Origin of the sequence: Pseudanabaena sp. CCNP1317 (assembly GCF_034931345.1) — a bacterium.
Lineage (GTDB): Bacteria > Cyanobacteriota > Cyanobacteriia > Pseudanabaenales > Pseudanabaenaceae > Pseudanabaena > Pseudanabaena galeata.
On record NZ_JAYGIF010000131.1, the window covers coordinates 1 to 4,287 of the forward strand.

1 protein-coding gene is annotated in these 4,287 nt (G+C 46.4%); it reads left to right on the plus strand.

Annotation, left to right across the window (positions count from 1 at the left end; translation table 11 throughout):
• The first annotated feature begins 170 nt into the window (after positions 1-170).
• Complete coding sequence (locus tag VB775_RS22410; RefSeq protein WP_281006210.1) at positions 171-4,166, plus strand: PAS domain-containing protein; 3,996 nt, start codon at positions 171-173, stop codon at positions 4,164-4,166.
• Positions 4,167-4,287 lie beyond the last annotated feature (121 nt).

Here is a 4,287-nt window from a genome sequence, read left to right on the forward strand (position 1 = left end):
CTAGCGAGTCTGCCTGTGGAGGAGATGTAAGTCGATCTGGTAAAACTTCGGTTTTGTTGGACGCTATCCCCGTTGAATCAGGAAGCCAGCTCTGTACCGCCTAAGCGGTCAGCGTCTGGTAGTTCACATTCCATATTTGTTACTTTCAGAATTTAAGGGTTCACATCACTATGCTAAGCAATTTGGAAGCGGCGATTGTGCAAAACCCTTTAGTTGCAAAGGTCGAGTCAACTTTGCTTTCAGCAGTAGAACAGATGAATACCCTAAATAATCATGGGGTAGATAGAGACAATGCATCATCCAACTGTGTAGTGGTTGTATCCGATGAACTAAAAGTTTTAGGAATCTTGACGCAGAAAGACTTGATGCGTCTAGTAACCCAACAGCAACCGATCGCCCAATTAACGCTGAGGCAATTCTGGCAGCAGCAATCACCATCAGATAGCCTCATAATTTCAGAATCCAAATTAAAGGATTTGCATAATATTAACGATGCGATCGCCTATTTTGAGTCGTCACAAATTACGCATTTAGCGATTGTGGACGCGCAAGATCAACTAATTGGTGTGCTCCAGCATGAATCCCTCATACGTCTGAGAGATTCCATCATTCACCAAGCTACTGCATCGCTATTAGTTAGCCAACAAAAAATTCATGAACGACTTGCCAAGGCAGAAGCACTGAAAGATGTATTGGTGGATTTGCTGCAAACGATGGAAACCTATCTGCGGGGTAGTAGTTGTTCGATTACACTCTGTCGGGATGGACGACTGGGAGAAGTGATCGCCCCTAGCCTGCCTCCAGACTATGCAAGGATAGTATCTGAAATGGGCTTACCAATTGCCGAAGGCGTGGGTAGCTGCGGGACTGCGGCATTTCGACGCGAGTTGGTCGTGGTGACGGATATTGAGAATGATCCCCTATGGCAAAATGACAAAGCCTTTGTCCTCTGCTATGGCTTACAAGCCTGTTCATCCGTACCGATTTTTGCCAGCGATCGCACTTTATTAGGTGTGTTTGGCATTTACTATCGTGAGCAGAAAGCACCTCAAGCTCAGGAGCTAGACTGGCTCGCTCAGGCTGCCAATATTGCAGGTATTGCGATCGAGCAATATCAAGCCGTACAAGCTTTGCAGCAACTAAATCAGGATCTGGAAAATCGGGTGCAGGTGAGGACTCAGGAACTGCAAGAACGAGAACAATTTTTGCAGACGGTACTAGATACTTTTCCCCTTTCGGTATTCTGGAAAGATGTCAATTCGGTGTATCTGGGATGTAACCAGAATTTTCTGAACGATGCGGGACTTCAGACGATCGCGCAGATTATAGGCAAGACGGATCACGAAATGCCTTGGGGAGAGGCGGAAGCAGATTTTTACCGAGCCGATGATCGGGCAGTGATCGAGAGTCAAACTGCCAAGCTGGGGATTGAGGAAACTCTGCATCATGCCAATGGTCAAATCATTTGGTTGGAAACCAACAAGTTGCCTCTCCGCAATCTGCAAGGTGAGGTGATCGGTGTGTTGGGGACTTACCAAGATATCAGCGATCGCAAAGCCGTAGAACTTGCCTTGCAAGCCAGTGAAGCCAAATTTCGATGGATTACTGAAAGTGTGCCAGGGATGATTGGTCGCTATGTTTTGCATCCTGACGGTAGTGATGAAATGGTCTATGTCAGCCCTCAAGTGCAGCAGATTTTTGAAGTAACTCCTGAAGCGGTGCTTCAGGATATGAGTTGTCTCTGGGAGCGAGTTCACCCAGAAGATATTCCTATAGTTCAAAGTGCAATGCAGGAGTCGGCGGTTTCTCTCCAACCCTTTTTCGTTGAAGAACGTTTGCTCCTGTCTGGAAATCGGATGAAATGGATTCACAGTATTTCCCAGCCCACCCGCCAAGAGAACGGCGACATTACTTGGGATGGGGTGGTGATGGATATCAGCGATCGCAAAGCTGTAGAACTTGCCTTGCAAGCCAGTGAAGCCAAATTCCGACGGATTACAGAAAGTGTGCCAGGGATGATTTTCCGCTATGTTTTACATCCTGATGGTCGTGATACGTGTGGCTATATCAGCCCCCAAGTGCAGCAGATTTTTGAATTAACGCCTGAAGCCGTTCTTCAGGATATGAGCTGTCTCTGGGCGAGAATTCACAAGGAAGATGTTCCTAAGATACAAGGTGCCATTCAGGATTCGGCTGTTTTCCTCCAACCCTATTTCGTTGAAGGACGTTTGCTCTTGCCAAATGAACGGGTGAAATGGATACTGGTAAGTTCCCAACCAGAACGCCAAGAGAATGGCGATATTATTTGGGATGGGGTAGTGATTGATATCAGCGATCGCAAAGCTGCTGAGAAAGCACTGATGCTTAAGCAAAATCACCTTGCCGCCCTACTAAATAATATTCCCCATATTGCTTGGATTAAGGATGAACAAAGTCGATTTATTGCAGTAAATCAATCCTTCGTCCAAGCCTGTGGTGTTTCGGCTGAGGAATTAGTAGGCAAAACAGATTTTGATATTTGGCCTGCGGACTTAGCTCAAGCCTATCGTAACGATGATGCTGAGGTCTTACAATCTAGTCAACGCAAGGTAGTGGTGGAGCGAGTCGCACGGGCTGACGGCACTTGGGGATGGCTCGAAACGACCAAAACGCCATTTAGGGACGATCAGCTAAACATTGCGGGAACGGTGGGAATTGCGGCAGATATCACCGATCTTAAAACGCTGGAGCTATCGTTAAAAGCCAGTGAGCGACGCTATGCCAGTCTCGCTGCTGCCGCTCCAGTCGCTATTTTCCGCTTTGATACCCCCCTCCACTGTGTCTATGTCAATGAGCGCTGGAGTCAGATGTGTGGAAGAACCGCTGAATCCGCGTTGGGCTTCGGATGGATGGATGGATTGCATCCCGACGATCGTCCATCTAACACTAGTCAATGGGCTGAAGCTTTCAACCAAGCCAATCCTGAAAATCCAATTGTGATCAGCGGAGAAAGTCGAAATCTCCGTCTAGATGGCTCTACAACTTGGTCTTATGTCCAAGTGGCGCAGGAGTTTGATGATGATGGCAACGTAGTGGGCTATATCGGCACGCTGACCGATATTACCGATCGCAAAAATATCGAATTCGCTCTTCAAGAAAGTCAAGCCCAATTCCGCCGCATGACAGAAAGTGTGCCGGGGATGATTGCCCGCTATATTTTGCATCCTGATGGTCGTGATGAGTGTAGCTATGTCAGTCCCCAAGTGCAGCAGATTTTTGAATTGACTCTGGAAGACGCTCTTCAAGATCCAAACCGTCTCTGGGCAAGATTTCACCCAGAAGATCTTCCTATAGTGCAAAGGGCTGTGCAGGATTCGGCTGCTTCCCTCCAACCCTTTTTTATCGAAGCACGTTTGCTCCTGCCGAATGATCGATTGAAATGGATACAGCTTAGTGCCCAGCCCGATCGCCTAGAGAATGGGGCTGTTATTTTGGATGGGGTAGTGATTGATATTAGCGATCGCAAAAATGCTGAACTTACACTTCAAGACCTGTCAGAACGTCTAGAATTTGCTCTCAAAGGAGCCAATATTGGTATTTGGGAATATCAAATAAGTGACGGGCGCTTGATCTGGGATGAGCGGATGTTGAGCCTTTATGGAATTCCATCAGAGGAGTTTTCTGGTAAATATGAGGATTGGCTCCAGCGCCTTCATCCCGATGATCTAGATTGGGTGCAGCAGGCTGAACGACAAGCCTATCAAGGAGCTAGAGATTGTCGCGCCGAATTTCGGATTATTCGCCCCGATGGCACAATTCGCTTTATTGAATCCTATGCATTCAACCAATACAATGCCCAAGGTGAAATTTTAAAAACGATTGGTTTAAACATTGATATCACCGATCGCAAACAGGCGGAAGCACAACTACAACGCATTAATGAAGAACTGATCAAAGCAACTCGCCTCAAAGATGAATTTCTTGCCAACATGAGTCATGAATTACGCACTCCGCTCAATGCCATTTTAGGCATGACGGAAATCCTTCAGGAGGAGATTTTTGGCGACTTAAATGATCGGCAAATGCAATCTCTCCACACCATTGAGAAAAGCAGCAATCATTTACTGGAATTGATTAACGATATTCTGGATGTAGCAAAAGTCGAAGCAGGACAAATTAAGCTATAGCGGTTTTCAAATGAGCAAGAGCAAGGTAAAATGGAGAGAAAATGCAAACAGGAAAAGCGTATTCACAGGATTTGAGAGAACGAGTAATCGCAGGGTATCAAAAAGGAAAAACCACGATGAA

Bases quoted from the DNA above. Each gene is read 5' to 3' on its own strand.
- VB775_RS22410 (WP_281006210.1), top strand. From the start codon at position 171: ATGCTAAGCAATTTGGAAGCGGCGATTGTGCAAAACCCTTTAGTTGCA.